Origin of the sequence: Neorhizobium galegae (genome assembly GCF_021391675.1) — a bacterium.
Classification (GTDB): domain Bacteria; phylum Pseudomonadota; class Alphaproteobacteria; order Rhizobiales; family Rhizobiaceae; genus Neorhizobium; species Neorhizobium galegae_B.
The window spans coordinates 2980506-2998125 of record NZ_CP090095.1 but is presented as its reverse complement, the minus strand read 5'-3'; the positions used below and the strand labels follow the sequence as shown (position 1 = coordinate 2998125).

The window sequence follows — 17620 nt, the reverse complement described above, 5'->3', positions numbered from 1 at the left end:
GTATTTGAATTGGAATTCCCCGGCAATCGGCCCCATTCATGGTCGCAACCAAACCATCTTCCCTGTCGATGTGGAGCAACCATGCTATCCGCGGGCGCCTATCAGTTGCCTTTGAAATCCTCCCGGCCGGTCTCGGTCTGGAGGCAGTTTCGCCGCTTCTTCCGCAGGCTCCTGCAGCCCGCGAGCCCAAGCATCCCGGCACTGCCGGACGATCTGCGCGGCGATGTCGCGCTCCCGGAAGCCGGGTCGCAAGGCCGCGAGGCGGCATTCTGGGACGGGAAACGGCGCTCAGGCGGTCGGGATCTGCCGCTTTGAGGCCTGCGCCTGCCGAGCGGCATAGGTTTGCAGCAATTCGGCGGCGACGAGTGCCGCGATCACGGCCGGACGCTTGTCCCTGACCGTCGTGCCGCCGATCGGCAGCACGAGACGGGGCAGCATGTCGTCACCGCAGCCCTCGCGCTTCAGCCAGTTGGCGAAAGTGGCGCGTTTGGTCCGCGAGCCGATCATGCCGACATAGGCAAGGTCGGTGCGCGCCAACGCACGCTGGGCGATCAGGAAATCCAGCGCATGGTCATGGGTGAGGATGATTGCCACGCCGCCGGCGGGAATCTTGTCGACAAAGGCTTCCGGCATCGCGGTCAGGTGTTTTTCCACGTCGTCGGGCAAGTCTTCCAACGCCTCGGCGCGGGTCTCGATGACCGAGACCGCAAAGGGCAGGGGGGCCAGCGCCCTTGCGAGCGCCTGGCCGACATGGCCCGATCCGAACAGCGTCACCGTCGGCCGCTCATGCTCCTCGTCGCGCAGGCGCCTTTCCAGCGTCTCCGCCAGCTCCGGCGTCAACGGCTGGAAGGCAAGCCGGGTATGGCCGCCGCAGCACTGGCCGATCTCCGGCCCGAGCGGAATGTCCATCACCGCCTCGCCACCGCCCGCCAGCATCGCCCGGGCATTGTCGATCGCCATATATTCGAACTGCCCGCCGCCTATCGTCCCCCAGATCACCTTGGTCGCCACCAGCATGAAGGTGCCGGCCTCGCGGGGGGTCGAGCCTTTTGCTTCGCGGAGTTCGACGAGGATCGAACGCGGATGAGCGGCGATGAAGGTGGGGAGGGCGGGCTGAAGCATCCATATCCTGCCGATGCGGTTCTACGACATCACTCTAAGCTGGCCGGCCCCCACACGGCAACCATATCCGCGATACTGCGTTCTGCGATCAGACGAGACCGATACGCGCTTCACATTCTGGATGCCGGCGCATTGACGCCACGGGGCTTCTTATTCCATGGGAGAGCAAAGGATGTTTCGGGCTCCGACGTCCAAGCATCGTAACGTTCGAAACCGAAGATCTTCATGAAGCCTCGCGATCTCGCCATTTATGTTTTCCTCGCCACGGCGTGGGGATTGTCCTTTCTCGTCGTGCTCAAGGTGGTTGCCGCCTTCGGCTGGGTCGGGGCGGTGACCATTCGCGCGTTCATCGCGAGCTTTACGCTGTTTGCCCTGGCTCGGCTGACGCGCCGCCGGCTGGATTTCGGTGTCGGCTGGAAGCCCTTCCTGATCGTCGGGGCGACGACGGTCGCGGGCCAGCTGATCGGCCTGTCCTACGCGACGCCGCTGATCGGCACCGCGATGGCCGCGATCCTGGTCGCGTCGATCCCGCTGTTTTCGATGTTGATCAGCCATGTTTGGGGGCTGGAGCGTATCGGCGCCACCGGGCTTGCCGGACTTCTGCTCGGTGTCGTCGGGATATTGCTGCTCGTCGGCTTTCCGGCGGTGCCGGTCACCACGTCCTTCGTGGTCGGCTGCGCCGCGGCGCTTGCCGCCTGCTTTTCCGCCGCGTTCGGCAGCAATTACGCCAGCCACCGGTTGCGCGGGGAAGGGCCGTTCGAGGTGACGATCGGTTCGTTCCTGTTCGGCGGGATCATCACCCTGCCGCTTCTGCTCGTCATTCCGGTCCCGGCCATGCCTTCGGCGACCGATTTCCTCTACCTTCTCATCTCCGGCTGCGTGATGAGTGCGACGACCTATGTGCTCTATTTCCAGCTCGTCGCCTCGATCGGCGCGACCAGGGCGATCAGCGTCGAATTCGTCGTCACCGTGGTCGCGGTGTTCGTCGGCGCCGTCGTGCTCGACGAACCGCTGTCGGCGATCCAATTCGTCGGCGCTGCGGTAATCATCTCAGGCTGCGCGCTGGTGCTCGGTTTCGTTCCGTGGCGGGTCCGCAGATTGGCGCAAACCCCCATCCCGCATCAGGATGGGGTGCCGTGAGGCCTTAGCCGGCGTCCTCACATCGCCTTCAGCCGCTCGACCGCCATCAGCACGCGTTCGGGCGTGGCAGGGGCGTCGAGCCTTGGGCAGACCGAATAATCCGCCACGCTTGCCACCGCCATCGACAATGCCTCGAGCACGGAGATCGCCAGCATGAAGGGCGGTTCGCCGACGGCCTTGGAGCGGCCGATGGTCGGTTCGGCGTTTTCGGCCCATTCGGCGAGCTGCACGTTGAAGATCTTCGGCCGGTCGGAGGCAAGCGGGATCTTGTAGGTGGAGGGCGCGTGGGTGCGCAGCCGCCCCTTGTCGTCCCACCACAGTTCCTCGGTGGTCAGCCAGCCCATGCCCTGCACGAAGGCGCCTTCCACCTGGCCGATGTCGATCGCCGGGTTGAGCGACTTGCCGACGTCGTGGAGGATGTCGGTGCGGTCGACCATGTATTCGCCGGTCAGCGTGTCGATCGAGACTTCCGAAACCGCGGCGCCATAGGCGAAGTAGTAGAACGGCCGGCCGCGGCCCGCCTTGCGGTCCCAGTGGATGCGCGGCGTCTTGTAGAAGCCGGCGGCGGAGAGCTGCACGCGGTCGTAATAGGCGGCCCGGATGAAGGTGTCGAAGGGCACGATTTCGCCGCCGATGCGCAGCCGGTTGGGCAGGAACTCGACCTTGTCGCGGCCGACCTTCCATTGCCGCATGGCAAAATCGATCAGCCGTTCCTTGATCTGGCGGGCGGCGTCATAGGCCGCCATGCCGTTGAGGTCGGTGCCGGACGAGGCGGCGGTCGCCGAGGTGTTCGGCACCTTGCCCGTCGTCGTCGCGGTGATCTTCACCCGGTCGATATCGACCTGGAACGTATCGGCCACCACCTGCGCCACCTTGGTATAGAGGCCCTGGCCCATTTCGGTGCCGCCATGGTTCAGGTGGATCGAGCCGTCATTGTAGATATGCACCAGCGCGCCGGCCTGGTTGTAGGCGGTCATGGTAAACGAGATGCCGAACTTCACCGGCGTCAGGGCGATGCCCTTGCGGATCACCGGGCTGTGGGAGTTGAATTCCAGGATCGCCTGCCGGCGAGCCTGATAGTCCGACGATGCTTCCAGCTCGTCGACGATGCGGGCGATGATATTGTCCTCGACGTCCTGGTGATAGGGCGTCATCGTCCGGTTCGAACCGCGCTGGCCGTAGAAATTCAGCTTGCGGATCTCGAGCGGATCCTTGCCGACCGCATAGGCGATTTCCTCGATGATCCGTTCGCCGCCGAGCATGCCCTGCGGCCCGCCGAAACCGCGGAAGGCGGTGTTGGAGACCGTATGGGTCTTCAACGGCTGCGAGGTGAGGCGCACATGCGGATAGAAATAGCTGGAATCCGCATGGAAGAGGGCGCGGTCGGTGACCGGGCCGGAGAGGTCGGCGGAAAAACCGCAGCGCGCCGCATAGATCGCGTCGACCGCATGGATGCGGCCTTCCTCGTCGAAGGCGACGTCGTAGTCGACCCGGAAGTCGTGGCGCTTGCCGGTGATCGACATGTCCTCGTCGCGGTCGGGGCGGAATTTCACCGCCCGCTTCAGCTTCTTGGCGGCGACGGCCGCGAGCGCTGCGAACTGGTTGCCCTGCGTCTCCTTGCCGCCGAAACCGCCGCCCATGCGGCGGGTCTGGACGGTCACCGCGTTGTTGGCGACGCCGAGCACATGCGCCACCATGTGCTGCACCTCGCTCGGATGCTGGGTGGAGGACCAGACGATCACCTCGTCGTCCTCGCCGGGGATGGCGAAGGCGATCTGGCTTTCCAGGTAGAAATGCTCCTGACCGCCGATATACATGTGGTTCTGGACACGCAGCGCCGACTTCTCGATCTCGGTTTCCGGCTCGCCGCGCTTCAGCGTCATCGGTTCGACGACGTAAGGCGCGTTGTTCTCGCGGGCACTGTCGATATCGGTCCAGTGGGGCAGGTCGCGGTATTCGATCTTCGCGAGTTTTGCGGCGCGGCGGGCCTGGTCGCGGGTCTCGGCGATGACGGCGAAGATGATCTGGCCGTGGAACTGCACGTTGGTGGTGGCGAGGAGCGGTTCGTCGTGCTGGCCGGTCGAGGCGACGTCGTTGAAGCCCGGAATGTCGTCCGCGGTGATCACCCAGACGACGCCGGGTGCCGTCTTCACCGCCGAAAGATCGACCGAGACGATTTCCGCATGCGCCCGGTCGGCAAGTCCCAGGCCCCCGTGCAGGGTGCCGGCGGATTCCGGAATATCGTCGATATATTCGGCGGTTCCGGTGACATGCTTATGTGCTGAATCATGCTTCAGCGACACATGCATGCGGCCGTTGATGATCGGTTTGTTGTCGAAGGTGGTCTTGTCCATCAGCGGGCTCCTCTGGTGGGGAGGTTGCCCCCAGACGAGAGCGCGATCGCACATGTTGGCAGGAGGCGGCGCAGCAAGCTCCCTCTAATCTCCCTCCTTGTGGGGGAGATGTCACCGAAGGTGACAGAGGGGGGTAGCGACGGCGCGGCAGATGAAGTGGCTAAAGAGTATGCGGCAAAACCCCCCTCTGCCCTGCCGGGCATCTCCCCCACAAGGGGGGAGATCGGACTGCCGCGCCGTCCGTCTACCCTCAGATGCGACAACGCTGCCTTCGAGGGGGCGGTGAGCGCCAGGTTTGTCGTCATGTTGTCCATCACGCCTCCTCCAGCTCGAACCGGCGCAGTTCCGCAGGCGCTCCGGCGGTTTCCAGGAAGAAGCGGGTGAGCAAGTTGCGGGCCGTCAGGCTGCGGTATTCGGCGGTCGCGCGCCAGTCGGTCAACGGCTGGTAATCCTCCGCGAACGCGTCGCGCACCGCCGAGACGGCGGCCCAGCTCCAGACCTCGCCGAGAAGCGCATCTTCGACATGCTTGGCTCGTTTGGGTGTCGCCGCCATGCCGCCGAAGGCGATGCGGATGTTTGCGACCTTGCCGTCGGCGTCGAGCCTCAGGTGGAAGGCGCCGCAGAGCGCGGAGATGTCCTCGTCGCGGCGCTTGGAAATCTTGTAGACGGCGAAATGGCTGCCTTCCGCCGGGCGGGGCACGAAAACCTTCTCGACGAATTCGGTCGGCAGCCGGTCCTGCTTGCCGTAGCTCAGGAAATAATCCTCGAGCGGAATCGTCCGGCGGCCGGAATGGGAGCGCAGCGTCAGTTCGGCGCCGAGCGCGATCAGCGGCGGCGGCGTGTCGCCGATCGGCGAGCCGTTGGCGATATTGCCGCCGATCGTGCCCATGTTGCGCACCTGTTGGCCGCCGATCCGGTCGATCAGCCGGCCGAGCGACGGGATCTCGTCGGAGAGGACGTCGAAGGCCTGGCTATAGCTGACGCCGGCGCCGATGGTGATGCCGGTCTCGTCCGCCGTAATCGACTGCAGTTCGGTCAGGTGGTTGATGAAGATCACCGGGTTCAGCAGCCGCATCTGCTTGGTCACCCACAGGCCGACATCGGTCGCGCCGGCGACGATCGTCGCCTCGGGTTCGTCGGCGAGGATATCGGCAAAGGCGGCGACGGAGGCCGGCACGATCGAACGGGCGCCATCCTTGGCGATGACGATCGTGTCGTTGCCGGAATGGATGCCCCAGAGTTTCGCCATGATCTGGATGCGCTCGCTTTCCAGCGGATCGAAGAGCGAGCTCGGCCGGTTGACCGAGATATGTTCGGCGGCCTTGACGATCGGCTCGTAGCCGGTGCAGCGACAGAGATTGCCCTGCAGCGCGCTTTCGATATCGGCGCGCGTCGGCGTACCGTTCGAGAGCCACAGGCCATAGAGGGACATGATGAAGCCTGGGGTGCAGAAGCCGCATTGCGAGCCGTGGAAATCGACCATCGCCTGCTGCACCGGATGCAGCGCGCCGTCGCGGCCGGCCAGATGCTCGACCGTTACCACGTGGGTGCCGTGCAGTGACCCTAGGAACCGGATGCAGGCGTTGACGCTTTCGTAGCGCAGGCCGTGTTCCGTCAACCGCCCGATCAGCACCGTGCAGGCGCCGCAGTCGCCCTCCGCACAGCCTTCCTTGGTACCCGTCAGCCGCCGCCTCAGGCGAAGATAGTCGAGAAGGGTTTCCGTCGGACCGAAATCTCCAAGGGTTATCTCTTCTCCGTTCACGATGAAGCGGATGGCTTCGCTCATGTCTCTCCTTCGTCCGCCGTTGCCGGCTTTTGTATTCCGTTACTGGTCGATCCAGCTATTGGCCAGTTATTGCGCGGTCCAGCCGCCGTCGATCGAGATATGCGTGCCGGTAATGCTCCTCGCCGCATCGCTGGCGAGGTAGATTGCGGCCTGCGCGACCTCTTCGATCGCCACGAACTCCTTGGTCGCCTGCAGCTTCAGCATCACCTCGGTCTTCACCTGGTCCTCGGTAATGCCGCGCTCGCGGGCGGTGTCGGGGATCTGCTTCTCGACCAATGGGGTCAGCACGTAGCCCGGGCATATCGCATTCACGGTAATCCCGAATTCCGCAAGTTCCAAGGCCGCCGTTTTGGTTAGTCCTAAAATACCATGTTTGGCAGCCACATAGGCGGATTTGAACGGCGAGGCGACCAGCGCGTGGGCGGACGCCACGTTGATGATGCGGCCCTTGCCAGCCGCCTTCATCAGGGGAATGGAATGGCGCATGGTGTGGAAGGCCGACGTCAGCAGGATGGCGATCAGCTGATCCCATTTTTCCGGTGGGAATTCCTCGATCTTGGCCACATGCTGGATGCCGGCATTGTTGACCAGAACATCGACCGTGCCGAAGGTCTTCGCGGCGGTTGCGATGAGGTCCTCGATCTCGGCGGGCCTGGTCATGTCGGCGCCATGATAAAGCACCGTGCCTGTCCCAAGCGCATCGAGTTCGCGGCGGGCCGCCTCGATCGCATCGGCCGGCCCGAAACCGTTGATGACGACATTGGCGCCCTCGGCGGCGAACGCTTTCGCTACACCGAGCCCGATGCCGCTCGTGGAGCCGGTGACGACGACGGTTCTGCTCATGCCCAAATCTCCCTGCGATCCAGTCTTCCCGGGCGGCGTTCTTGCGCGCCGCAATGATCACGGCAGGTTATGCGCAAATTCCGCGGGATGGCAATTCCTCTCTTTCTTGCCTTTCAATGAGATTGTGCATATATATGCACGCCGTGAGGGGCGCCGAATGGAAACCAATACTGCCAAAATAAGGCGCCGCCTTGAAAAGGATGGCTGGTATCTGGACCGGCATGGCGCCGGCCACGATATCTACCGACACCCGAAGATCGAGGGCATCATCACGGTGCCGCGCCATACCCAAGTGTCGCCGATGGTCGCGCGCTCGATCGCAAGGAAGGCCGGATGGCCGGATTGATGTGAAAGGAAATCCTATGGACCGCTACCCCGCCCTGATCGATGGAGAAGCTGGCGCCTATGGTGTCACGTTTCCGGATATCGATGGCATCGTGGCCATGGGTGAGACCTTGGACGAGGCGATGCTCAATGCCGAGGAGGCGCTGCGCGACTACGCAATCGAGACCGAAAAGGACAAGGTTGCCTTGGTCCAACCAAGCGCGCCGGAAGAAGTCGAGGTTCCGGAAGGATGCACGCTGATCAGCGTGCCCTTGATACGGCTCAGTGGCCGCGCGGTGCGCGCGAACATGATGCTGGACGAGGATGTTCTCGCTTTTATCGATCAGGAGGCGCGCCGCCGCTCGATGACGCGCACATCCTATGTCGCCTGGATGACCCGGCGTATCGCCCAGATGGGGGGTGACTCTTCATTTCCGTTTGACACTCCTTTGTTCCTTCTGTTCAAACCTTCCGGGCGCATTGCATGGACTGGGAGGAGCGGCATGGCGGGTTATGTTCTGGCGATCGATCAGGGGACGACTTCGACACGGGCGATCGTGTTCGACGGCGACATGCGGATCGCCGGCATCGGCCAGAAGGAATTCACCCAGATCTTCCCGAAATCCGGCTGGGTCGAGCATGATCCGGAAGAGATCTGGGAGACCGTTCTCTGGGCGATCAAGCAGGCTCTGAAGGAAGCCAAGCTCAAGGCCTCCGAGATTGCCGCAATCGGCATCACCAACCAGCGCGAGACGGTCGTCGTCTGGGAGCGCGAAAGCGGCAAGCCGATCCACAACGCCATCGTCTGGCAGGACCGCCGCACCGCCAGCTATTGCGAAAAGCTGAAGCGCCAGGACCTCGAAAAACTGTTTACCCGCCGCACCGGCCTGCTGCTCGATCCGTATTTTTCCGGCACCAAGCTTTCCTGGATGCTCGCCAACGTGAAGGGCGCGCGGGCGAGGGCGGCCAAGGGCGAGCTCTGCTTCGGCACGATCGACACGTTCCTGATCTGGCGCCTGACCGGTGGAAAAAGCTTCGTCACCGATGCGACCAATGCCTCGCGCACCCTCATCTACAACATCGCCGATAACCGCTGGGACGAGGATCTTCTCGAAATCCTGCGCATTCCCGCCGCCATGCTGCCGGAGGTCAAGGATTGCGCCGACGAATTCGGCGTCACCGACGAAGGCCTGTTCGGCGCGGCGATCCCGATCCTCGGTGTTGCCGGCGACCAGCAGGCGGCGGTCATCGGCCAGGCATGTTTCGAACCGGGCATGATGAAGTCCACCTACGGCACCGGCTGTTTTGCGGTGCTGAATACCGGTGCCGACATGGTCCGCTCCAAGAACCGGCTGCTCACCACCATCGCCTATCGGCTGAACGGCGAGACGACCTATGCGCTGGAGGGCTCGATCTTCATCGCCGGCGCCGCCGTGCAATGGCTGCGCGACGGGCTCGGCATCATCGAAAGAGCTTCCCAAACCGGCGAGTTGGCGGAGCAAGCCGATCCTCAGCAGGAGGTCTACCTGGTGCCCGCTTTCACTGGGCTTGGAGCACCCTACTGGGATGCGGAGGCGCGCGGCGCCATGTTCGGCCTGACGCGTGCGACCGGGCCTGCGGAATTCGCCCGCGCCGCGCTGGAGGCGGTCTGCTACCAGACTCGCGACCTTTACGACGCGATGCAGAAGGACTGGCGCAACGCCAACGGCAACACCGTGCTGCGTGTCGACGGCGGCATGGTCGCCTCCGACTGGACGATGCAGCGGCTCTCCGATCTTCTCGATGCGCCGGTTGATCGGCCGACTATCCTCGAGACGACGGCGCTCGGGGCGGCCTGGCTTGCAGGCTCCAAGGCGGGCGTCTGGCCCGACCAAAAGGCGTTCGCGAAAAGCTGGGCGCGGCAGCGGCGATTCGAGCCGCAGATGGATGAAAAGACCCGTTCCGCGAAGATTCGTGGCTGGAAGGATGCTGTCAGGAGGACGCTGACAAATGCCTAAGTCCTTATTTTCAATTAACCATCTTGTTAAAATTAGATTTAAATCCGTAATGCGTCATTTTCGCACCATGTTCGTTGCCTTATCTTCGCTGGCGACTTAGAGAGGGCGGCATGTTTCGAATTCAGCAGATTTTGGCTTTCCTTTTGGTGCTTGGCGCCTCTCTGGCGGTGAGCCGTACGGCCGAGGCCGGCTACGCCCATTTCATCTATGATGTGAAGAGCGGCAAGGTTCTGGCGTCGGAGAGTGCCGACGAGATCAACCATCCTGCGTCGCTCACCAAGATGATGACGCTGTACATGACCTTCGAGGCGCTGCGCGAGGGTCGCCTCAAATGGGATCAGGACATCCCCATGACGCCGAATGCGGCGTCGAAGATCCCCTCCAAGCTCGGTGTGCCCGCCGGCCGGACAATTACCGTGCGAGAGGCCGTCAACGGCATGATCGTGCGCTCGGCCAATGACGCGGCTGCGACGATGGGCGATTATCTCGGCGGTTCGGAAGACCGTTTCGGGGAGATGATGACCAGGAAGGCCCGCGCGCTCGGCATGAGCCGTACCGTGTTCCGCAATGCATCAGGCCTTCCGGACGACTCCCAAGTAACGACGGCACGGGACATGGCCCAGTTGGCTCTTGCGCTCATCCGCGACTTTCCCAGGGAATACCAGCTGTTTTCAGCCAGGAACATGGAGTTCCGCGGCAAGCGCCTGCGCGGCCACAACAACCTCATGTACCGTTATCCCGGCATGGACGGCGTCAAGACCGGCTTTACCAACGCTTCCGGCTACAATATCGCCAGCGCCGTCACCATCGACGGCCGGCGGGTGATTGGCGTCGTCATGGGCGGCAAGACCGCCCGCAAGCGTGACGACCAGATGGCGGCGCTTCTCGACCGGTACGTACCGGGCAACAATGCCGCGTCCGGCGGTCTGGTGGCATTCGAGACCCAGAAACGACCCGCCGAAGACACGCTGCCGCTCGCCTTTGCGACGCCTTCGCCACGCAAGGAGATCACGCTTGGCGTTACGCCCAAGACCGCGATCGCCAACCTCTATGCAACGCCCCGGGCCAATGTTCCGAACGCTGTGCCATCCCCGACCGCACCATCCAGGACCGCGTCTTCTCAGGCAATGACGCCCCCGCAGTCCGGGGGCTCGGTCTGGCGCATCCAGATCGCCGCGGCCGCCAGCCGCGATCAGGCATCCGCGCTGCTCGAAAAGGCAGTGCCGCTGCTCGCCCAGGGGTATGGCGGTGTCACGCCGAGTGTCGAAAGTTCTGCCGACGGCGGCAAGCAAATCTACCGCGCCCGTCTCGTCGGTTTTGCGGATGGCGATTCAGCCACGCGGGCCTGTTCGGTCCTGCAGGCCAAGGCGATCAGCTGCTTCGTGGTGCGATAGGCCAACAAGCCCGCCGCCGGATCACCGGCGGCGTGCCGGTTTTCGCGGACGAGTCAGCCCTTGACCGGCGCGTTCATCGCCCAGGCGACGCCGAAGGGGTCGCGGACCTGGCCGTAGCGGTCGCCCCAGAACATTACCTGCAACTCGGTTTCCACCGTCATGCCGGCATTGACGGCGCGTTTCCACCAGAAATCGATATCGTCGACCGGCAGCGTCATGGTGAAGGCCTGCGGCTTTTCGAGGGGGTGGCCGTAGTCCGGATAGGGGTCGCAGAGCATCACCGAGCTGCCGTTGATATAGAGATGAATGTGCATCGTGCGGCCCTGGTCATCCACCGGATGGAAGGACTCGATCTCTGCTCCGAGGGCCTTTTTGTAATATTCGGCAGCCCTCATCGCGCCGTCGAGCTGAAGATAGGCGACGACGCCGCCGCGGACGGGCGATGGCGCCTGCTTGTCGTTCGTCTGGGCATTCGTATCCATGATTTTCCCTCCTTGTTCGGATCGTTCTCGTCCATGCCGGACAATGCGAGGACGAACGGGAGAAGGAGATGCCGACATCGGGTGGGAAAAAATCAATCCCGTCCCGCAAATTCCTTCGCCAGGCCCTCATAGGCTTCCATCGGCGGAAAGGTTTCGTAGGAATGCACCGCCGGGGTCGCCGCCCAGGGCAGCTTTTCGGACGTATATGTCTCGACGAAGGGCGCGAACCATTGCGCGTCATCGAGCATGGTCGGACGCAGGTTGACGAACCAGTCCATGCCGACCGGCTTCGTAAACATCCAGCTCTTGCAGTGCGGGCAGTGGTAGTGGCGGGCGTCGCTGCCATGCAGGCCGCCGATCACCGGCTCGCCTTGCGTCACCGCGAACCCCTGGGAGGGGATCGCGGCGGAGAGCGAGAAGGCGCTGGCGCTCATCTTCTGGCAGCCGGTGCAGTGGCAGGCCATGGTCAGGATCGGCGGTGCGCTGATCTTCAGGCGTACCCGTCCGCAACGGCAGCCACCTTCCATAGGGAGATTTGGCATGGGGAGAGTGGGCTTGGGCATCTTTACCTCCATCTCCCCATGAACTAGGGCCGCTTGCGGCGTTTGATCAGGCCGGGCGTTTCGGAATATCGAGGCCCCGCTGGACGGCGGGCCTTGCGAGGCCGCGTTCCAGCCATTGCGGCACGCGCTTCAGCTGGTCGTATTCGACCAGTTCGCCGGCGCCGTAGAAGCCGATCAGGTTGCGGACCCAGCCGAGCATGGCGATGTCGGCGATCGAATATTCGTCGCCCATGATCCAGTCGCGGCCTTCGAGCCGGGTTTCGATGACGCGGATGATGCGGTGCGATTCCTTGGCATAGCGGTCGCGCGGGCGCTTGTCCTCGATGTCCTTGCCGGCGAACTTGTGGAAGAAACCGAGCTGGCCGAACATCGGCCCGAGGCCGCCCATCTGGAACATCACCCACTGGATGGTCTCGTAGCGCGTCGCCGGATCCGACGACATCAGCTTGCCGGTCTTTTCGGCGAGATAGATCAGGATCGCGCCGCTCTCGAACAGCGCCAGCGGTTTGCCGCCGGGGCCGTTGGGATCGAGGATCGCCGGGATCTTGCCGTTCGGGTTGAGCGACAGATATTCCGGACCCCAGGTCTCGTTGGCGCCGATATTGATGAAATGCGGCTCGTAGGGCAGGCCGATCTCTTCCAGCATGATCGACACTTTCACGCCGTTCGGCGTCGGCGTCGAATAGAGCTGCAGCACGTCCGGGTTTTCGGCGGGCCATTTGGAAGTGATCGGGAAGGCGGAAAGGTCGGCCATGTAGGGGTTCCTTGGGAGGCAGAATTTTTGTTCCCGCGGAATATAGCCACCGGCGCGCGATGCGCCAGTGGCGATCTCATCGAAGTCAGCGGGCGCTGGCCGGGAAAGCCGGCAGCTTGCCGATATCGTTTGCATCGTGCTGGACGACCAGCTTTGCGTTCAGTTGCTTGGCGATCCGGTTCATGCGCTCCATCGAGGCCAGGCTTTCTGCCCGGTCGATGTTGAAGGGCGGCACGCCGTTGTTTCCGATCTGCTCTTCGAAATGCACGACGTCGCCGGAGAGCAGGACCGGTCCGCTCTGCGGCAGTTTGACGAGCAGCGCCGTCTCGCCCTTGGTGTGGCCGGGCATGGCCAGCATCGTCACCGAACCGTCGCCGAACACGTCGCGGTCGCCCGAGACCGGATCGAGCTTCGCCTTGCCATCCATCCAGGGCTGGACGAGCGCAGGCATGACGCCGAAGGGCAGGGGATTTTCGTGTAGGCTTTCCCAGTCGCCGGCACCGATCATCAGCGTCGCTTTCGGGAAGGTCGAGGCCTGGCCCATATGGTCGAAGTGGTTGTGGCTGATGCCGACGATGCCGATCTGGTCCGACTTGATGCCGATCTTTGCGAGCTGGGTCGGGATGTCGACGCTCAGTGACGGTGCCAGCGGCTGTGAGAGGTCCGGCGCCTTGCCGATCAGGGCCGCCGGCAGGCCGGTATCCCAGAGCAGGTAATCGGCGCCGTGGCGGATCACATAGCAGCTGTCGGTCAGGGTGCGGCTTTCGCCTTTATAGGCGAACGTATCGGAAAAGCTCGACAGGTCCTTGACCACGACCGAGCCGCAATCGAGCCGCCACAGTTCGAGATCGGCTGCGGCTTGGGCGGAGCCGGACAGGGCGAGGAGGCCGACGCCTGCGGCCAGAATGGAAGCGCCAAGGGTGGAAAGAGTGGCTATGGTCTTCATCAAAAGTCTCCTGCGTTGAAGCCACCGCCTTCTGCCCCCGTTCCATGCTTCGTCAGGGCCGGATTTTTGCCGACTTGAGCCCGAAACGCTCGCTCGGGGTATTTTTCGACTGGCATCCTCCGCTATAGTGCGGCGATGAACCTGATCGTCACCCAGCGCCTGCCCGATCTCTCCCGCCGCCTGCTCGACCGCCTGCGCCCCATGGTGGCGGGGCGGCTGAAGCCCGGCATGAACGCCTATGCGGAGCAGCTGTTCATCTATTGCTGTTTCGACCGGGAGAAGGTGAAGGCGCTGGAGCTCGAAGATCCCATGATCGGCATCGTGCTCTACGGCCATAAGGAAATCTGGCTCGGCGACCGGACGCATGTCTTCCCGCCTGGCTCCGTCTTCGTCCTTCCGGGCAAGGTGCCGATGGATGTCGTCAACATTCCCGACGAGACGACCGGGTTCTACGTCGCGTTGCGCCTCGACGTTCCCTCGCTGCCGGAGGGGATTGCTCCGCTTTCGGCAACGGAGCGATTGGAAGGCGGCGAGGCGGGTTCGTTCGGCATCCCGCTCGGCGAAGATCTCGTGGAAGCGCTCTGCCATGCGGCGGCGGCGGTAACCGACGGTGCCGTTAGCGAAACGATCAAGCGCCTGAGGCTGACCGAGGTCCTGGCGCTGCTCAGGCCTCTGCCGGAGGCGCGGGCGCTGTTTCGCCAGAGCCTTTCGGAAGAGGTCGCATGGCTGATCGCCACCGCACCCTCCGAGCCCTGGAGCGTCGCCGACATGGCGGGAGAGCTCGGTATCGGCGCCTCGACGCTGCGCCGTCATCTCACGGCTGAGGGCACGTCCTTTCGCGCCATTCTGCGCCGCGAGCGCCTGAAGGCGGCCCACAGTGCAATTGCCTCAGGCGCGTCCAGCATCGCGGCGGCGGAGGCGGCGGGTTACGCCTCGCGGTCGCATTTCTCCCGCCGTTTCCGCGAAACGTTCGGCACCAGCCCGACCGGCCGGCGCTGATCCATCAAAAAATTGCTGCGCCCTGTCGGGACCCGCGCTAATCCTTCGTCTTCATTAGGAGAAGGAGCTACGCATGCTTTACGCCATCCTTTGCTACGCCCATGAGGAAACCGTCTTCGCCTGGTCCAAGGAGGAAGAGGATGCCGTCATGGCACGGCTCATCGAGGTGCAGACGCCCTATGCGCAGGCCGGCAAGCTCGGCCCGGTCGGACGGCTGATGCCGACGACCGCTGCCACCACCGTGCGAAAAGGCAAGGAAGAACCGCTGGTGTTCGACGGGCCGTTTGCGGAAACCAAGGAAGTGCTGCTCGGTTTCTACACGCTCGACGTCGAGACGCTGGAAGAAGCGGTCGCCTTTTCAAAGGCGCTGTCGGCGGTCAATCCCGGCTCCAGTTCCTATGAAATCCGGCCCTTCCTCGTCTTCCATCCCGGCGAGATCAAACATGGCGAGACCAAGACATGACAGATATTGCCTGGATCGAGCTTGCCCTGACGGCCGCCCGGCCGCAGGCGCTCGGTGCGCTCCTTCGTTATTTCCGCGATCTCGATACCGCGGAAGAGGCCTTTCAGGAGGCGTGCCTGCGCGCCATCCGGACCTGGCCGGACAAGGGGCCGCCGCGCGATCCGGCCGCCTGGCTGATCTTCGTCGGCCGCAACAGCGGCATCGACGTGGTCCGCAAGCGCTCCAAGAACGATCCATTGCCGGAGGAGGAAGCCTTCTCCGATCTGTCCGATGCCGAAGGCGACATGGCAGACCGGCTCGACAATTCCCACTACCGCGACGACATCCTGCGGCTGATGTTCATCTGCTGCCATCCGGACCTGCCGGCGACCCAGCAGATCGCGCTGGCGCTCAGGATCGTCTCGGGCCTCAGCGTCGCCCAGATCGCCCGGGCCTTCCTGGTCGGCGACAGCGCCATGGAACAGCGCATCACCCGCGCCAAGGCGCGCGTCGCCAAGGCCGGCGTGCCCTTCGAGGCGCCGGGACCTTCGGAACGGGCAGAACGCCTCGGCATCGTCTCGTCGATGATCTATCTCGTCTTCAACGAGGGGTATTCCGCCGGCATCACCAATCCCGACAGCGCCGCCTTCTGCGACGAGGCGATCCGGCTCGCTCGCCTCCTGCTGCGGATCTTCCCGGCCGAGCCGGAGATCATGGGCCTTTTGGCGCTGATGCTGCTGCAGCATTCGCGTGCCAGGACCCGTATCGACAAGGACGGCCAGATCGTGTTGCTTGAGGATCAGGACCGCAGCCGCTGGGACAGCAAGCTGATCAACGAGGCCCTGGCGCTGCTGGACAAGGCGATCCGCCACCGCAAGCCCGGCCCCTATCAGGTGCAGGCGGCGATCTCGGCGCTGCATGCCCGCGCCCCGACACCGAAGGATACGGACTGGAAGGAGATCACCATGCTCTACGGTCTCCTGGAGCGCATCCAGCCGTCGCCGGTGGTGACGCTCAACAAGGCCGTCGCGGTCTCCAAGCTCGAAGGGCCGGAGGCGGCGCTCGACATGATCGCGCCGCTTGCCGACAAGCTCGACGGTTATTTCTATTTCCACGGGGTCAAGGGCGGGCTGATGATGCAGGCTGGCCGCAGAGCCGAAGCCCGCGAAGCCTTCGACCGGGCGATCGCGCTTGCCAACTCGCCGGCCGAATGCGCCCATATCCGCCAGCAGATCGACAAGCTCGGCGCGGTGACGCCGCCGGCGGTGTAGGGGCTAGGTTGCTCGCATATGGGGCTGCCCCTCATCCGGCTGCCGCCACCTTCTCCCCGCTTGCGGGGAGAAGGACGCAAGCCGCGCCGTCTCCATGCCCTCAACGGCCTCGCGAGGCACGTCCCCTCTCCCCGCAAGCGGGGAGAGGGTTAGGGTGAGGGGCAGCCTCGCACGCGAAGCCCCTGTTACCGCCGCGGGGGCCGAAGCGTCATCTCGACCGCGATCGTGTCGCCCGCCGTGATGCCGGTCTTTTTCCGCACTGCGTCCTTCAGCGGCAGCAGATAGGTCTCGTCCTTCGGGAAGAGCGAGGTGTAGAACGAAACGCCGCCGATCGTCGCGTCGACCGGGATCACGCCCCAGCCATAGGTGAGAAGCTTTGACAGCCGTCTGATTTCCTCGGCATGGCTCAAAGGGAGCGGCGCGAAGAAGAAGGGCGAGGGACCTCGCCAGTGGATGACTTCGGCCTCGAATCTGAACTGGGTCACGGTTCCCCTCCCGATGCCTGCCATCCCATTCCCGAGGATATTTGGCCCATGAGCCGAAAAAAATTCCATGGCACTTGTCGGATATCGTGCTCGCCACACGTCCTAGGTTCAACATCGGATGAGATGTTTTGTGAAACCTCGAGGGAGACCGACAATGACCGCCAATACCGCCAAGCACGCATTGCAGATCGTCCGCGAAATGAACGTGCCGGCCGAAAAGCTCTACAAGGCCTGGACCACGCCGGAACGGATGGGCGAATGGTTCTGCCCGCAGCCGTGGAAAGTGACGGAGGCCCGGATGGACCTGCGGGCCGGCGGGTCGAGCTTCATCCTGATGGAAGGACCGAACGGCGAGAAGATCCCCAATTACGGGATCTATCTGGAAGTCGTGCCGAACAAGAAGCTGGTCTTCACCGACGCCTATACGAGCGCCTGGGTGCCGTCGGAAAAGCCGTTCATGACCGCGGTCGTCGAATTCGAGGACCTCGGCAACAGCCGCACGAAATACATCGCGACGGCCTATCACTGGACCGAGGAAGACAAGCAGGCCCACGAACAGATGGGTTTCACGGTCGGCTGGGGCATCGTCGCCGACCAGCTGGAACAGGTCGCCAAGACCTTCTGAAGAATGGGCAGCCGCCCGGGCCAAGCTCGGGCGGCTCACCCGCCTCGATGCGCTTTCGGGATTGATTCAGAAGGCTGCCGGAAGTCTTTGAAA

The 17620-nt window shown here is 63.6% G+C and carries 18 protein-coding genes and 1 pseudogene; 10 read left to right on the top strand and 9 right to left on the bottom strand.

The features are described from left to right. Window positions 1–81 precede the first annotated feature (81 nt). On the top strand, window positions 82–315 hold the full coding sequence (locus LZK81_RS14880; RefSeq protein WP_046625275.1) for a hypothetical protein: 234 nt from the start codon (window positions 82–84) through the stop codon (window positions 313–315). Here LZK81_RS14880 and xdhC read toward each other — a convergent pair. Further along, entirely contained in the window at window positions 289–1122 is an 834-nt protein-coding gene (gene xdhC / locus LZK81_RS14875) for a xanthine dehydrogenase accessory protein XdhC (protein ID WP_233953762.1), read from the bottom strand. The genes LZK81_RS14880 and xdhC overlap by 27 nt on opposite strands. Before the next feature lie 225 nt (window positions 1123–1347). Between xdhC and LZK81_RS14870 the strand changes: the two genes are divergently transcribed. Beyond that, window positions 1348–2262 carry a DMT family transporter gene (locus LZK81_RS14870; RefSeq protein WP_233953761.1) on the top strand — a complete coding sequence of 305 codons (915 nt, stop codon included), beginning with the start codon at window positions 1348–1350 and terminating at the stop codon, window positions 2260–2262. A 17-nt stretch (window positions 2263–2279) separates the two neighbouring features. On the opposite strand, the gene xdhB is transcribed toward LZK81_RS14870, so the two are convergent. From xdhB to LZK81_RS14855, 3 genes are all read right to left on the bottom strand, one after another. Further along, the gene (xdhB, locus tag LZK81_RS14865) at window positions 2280–4616 is read right to left on the bottom strand and encodes a xanthine dehydrogenase molybdopterin binding subunit (RefSeq protein WP_233953760.1); all 2337 of its coding nucleotides are present in this window, start codon (window positions 4614–4616) and stop codon (window positions 2280–2282) included. A gap of 313 nt (window positions 4617–4929) precedes the next feature. Then, the gene (xdhA, locus tag LZK81_RS14860) at window positions 4930–6402 is read right to left on the bottom strand and encodes a xanthine dehydrogenase small subunit (protein WP_233953759.1); all 1473 of its coding nucleotides are present in this window, start codon (window positions 6400–6402) and stop codon (window positions 4930–4932) included. Between the two features lie 66 nt (window positions 6403–6468). Continuing rightward, on the bottom strand, window positions 6469–7245 hold the full coding sequence (locus tag LZK81_RS14855; protein WP_046603753.1) for a 3-hydroxybutyrate dehydrogenase: 777 nt from the start codon (window positions 7243–7245) through the stop codon (window positions 6469–6471). A gap of 157 nt (window positions 7246–7402) precedes the next feature. Between LZK81_RS14855 and LZK81_RS14850 the strand changes: the two genes are divergently transcribed. The 4 genes and pseudogenes from LZK81_RS14850 to LZK81_RS14835 all read left to right on the top strand — a co-directional run bounded on the left by LZK81_RS14850 (window position 7403) and on the right by LZK81_RS14835 (window position 10960). Further along, the gene (locus tag LZK81_RS14850; protein WP_233953758.1) at window positions 7403–7591 is read left to right on the top strand and encodes a type II toxin-antitoxin system HicA family toxin; all 189 of its coding nucleotides are present in this window, start codon (window positions 7403–7405) and stop codon (window positions 7589–7591) included. A gap of 16 nt (window positions 7592–7607) precedes the next feature. Then, window positions 7608–7904 (top strand): annotated as a pseudogene (locus LZK81_RS14845) (type II toxin-antitoxin system HicB family antitoxin); the annotation flags it as partial. Between the two features lie 168 nt (window positions 7905–8072). After that, the gene (glpK, locus tag LZK81_RS14840) at window positions 8073–9566 is read left to right on the top strand and encodes a glycerol kinase GlpK (protein ID WP_233956571.1); all 1494 of its coding nucleotides are present in this window, start codon (window positions 8073–8075) and stop codon (window positions 9564–9566) included. 119 nt (window positions 9567–9685) lie between these two features. Further along, window positions 9686–10960 (top strand): D-alanyl-D-alanine carboxypeptidase, encoded by a 1275-nt coding sequence (locus tag LZK81_RS14835; RefSeq protein ID WP_233956570.1) that lies wholly within the window; start codon window positions 9686–9688, stop codon window positions 10958–10960. Window positions 10961–11013: 53 nt separating this feature from the next. On the opposite strand, the gene LZK81_RS14830 is transcribed toward LZK81_RS14835, so the two are convergent. The 4 genes from LZK81_RS14830 to LZK81_RS14815 form a co-directional block, all read right to left on the bottom strand. Beyond that, complete coding sequence (locus tag LZK81_RS14830) at window positions 11014–11442, bottom strand: VOC family protein (protein WP_233953757.1); 429 nt, start codon at window positions 11440–11442, stop codon at window positions 11014–11016. Between the two features lie 92 nt (window positions 11443–11534). Further along, a complete protein-coding gene (locus LZK81_RS14825; RefSeq protein WP_233953756.1) occupies window positions 11535–12005 on the bottom strand; it encodes a GFA family protein in 471 nt (156 codons plus the stop codon). A gap of 46 nt (window positions 12006–12051) precedes the next feature. After that, window positions 12052–12759 carry a glutathione S-transferase family protein gene (locus LZK81_RS14820; RefSeq protein WP_233953755.1) on the bottom strand — a complete coding sequence of 236 codons (708 nt, stop codon included), beginning with the start codon at window positions 12757–12759 and terminating at the stop codon, window positions 12052–12054. An 85-nt stretch (window positions 12760–12844) separates the two neighbouring features. Then, window positions 12845–13705 (bottom strand): N-acyl homoserine lactonase family protein, encoded by an 861-nt coding sequence (locus tag LZK81_RS14815; protein WP_233953754.1) that lies wholly within the window; start codon window positions 13703–13705, stop codon window positions 12845–12847. 135 nt (window positions 13706–13840) lie between these two features. Between LZK81_RS14815 and LZK81_RS14810 the strand changes: the two genes are divergently transcribed. The 3 genes from LZK81_RS14810 (at window position 13841) to LZK81_RS14800 (ending at window position 16417) form a co-directional block, all read left to right on the top strand. Continuing rightward, complete coding sequence (locus LZK81_RS14810; protein ID WP_233953753.1) at window positions 13841–14704, top strand: helix-turn-helix domain-containing protein; 864 nt, start codon at window positions 13841–13843, stop codon at window positions 14702–14704. Between the two features lie 73 nt (window positions 14705–14777). Next, window positions 14778–15167, top strand: a complete 390-nt coding sequence (locus tag LZK81_RS14805) for a YciI family protein (RefSeq protein ID WP_233953752.1) — start codon at window positions 14778–14780, stop codon at window positions 15165–15167. Then, a complete protein-coding gene (locus LZK81_RS14800) occupies window positions 15164–16417 on the top strand; it encodes an RNA polymerase sigma factor (RefSeq protein ID WP_233953751.1) in 1254 nt (417 codons plus the stop codon). Before LZK81_RS14805 ends, LZK81_RS14800 begins: the two co-directional genes overlap by 4 nt. Before the next feature lie 185 nt (window positions 16418–16602). Here the strand turns inward: LZK81_RS14800 and LZK81_RS14795 are convergent, their stop codons facing one another. Continuing rightward, entirely contained in the window at window positions 16603–16902 is a 300-nt protein-coding gene (locus tag LZK81_RS14795; RefSeq protein ID WP_233953750.1) for a DUF1905 domain-containing protein, read from the bottom strand. A gap of 154 nt (window positions 16903–17056) precedes the next feature. Between LZK81_RS14795 and LZK81_RS14790 the strand changes: the two genes are divergently transcribed. Next, on the top strand, window positions 17057–17527 hold the full coding sequence (locus tag LZK81_RS14790; protein ID WP_046603765.1) for an SRPBCC family protein: 471 nt from the start codon (window positions 17057–17059) through the stop codon (window positions 17525–17527). The last annotated feature ends 93 nt before the right edge of the window (window positions 17528–17620 follow it).